1 protein-coding gene is annotated in these 529 nt (G+C 45.4%); it reads right to left on the bottom strand.

Annotation, left to right across the window (positions count from 1 at the left end; translation table 11 throughout):
• The coding region (locus tag D8852_RS09965; protein WP_185755620.1) for a hypothetical protein at positions 1-529 on the bottom strand (529 nt) is incomplete at both ends.

The raw sequence follows: 529 nt of genomic DNA, 5'->3' as shown, positions 1-529 counted from the left end.
GCTTGCTGATTGGCTTGAGCTTACAGATGCTGAAGTTGATTGACTTGCAGATACTGATGCGCTTGCTGATTGGCTAGCTGATACAGATGCTGAAGTTGATTCGCTTGCAGATACTGATGCTGAAGTTGATTGGCTTGAGCTTACTGATGCGCTAGTTGATTCGCTTGCACTTACAGATGCTGAAGCTGATTGACTTGCAGATACTGATGCGCTAGTTGATTCGCTTGCACTTACAGACGCTGAAGCTGATTGACTTGCAGATACAGATGCTGAAGCTGATTGACTTGCAGATACTGATGCGCTAGTTGATTCGCTTGCACTTACAGACGCTGAAGCTGATTGACTTGCAGATACTGATGCGCTTGCTGATTGGCTAGCTGATACAGATGCTGAAGTTGATTGACTTGCAGATACTGATGCGCTTGCTGATTGGCTAGCTGATACAGATGCTGAAGTTGATTGACTTGCAGATACTGATGCGCTAGTTGATTCGCTTGCACTTACAGATGCTGAAGCTGATTGACTTGCA

The organism is Streptococcus mitis (genome assembly GCF_003942695.1).
In the GTDB taxonomy this organism is placed as follows: Bacteria; Bacillota; Bacilli; order Lactobacillales; family Streptococcaceae; genus Streptococcus; species Streptococcus mitis_BD.
This window is presented reverse-complemented; position numbering and strand designations above follow the sequence as displayed.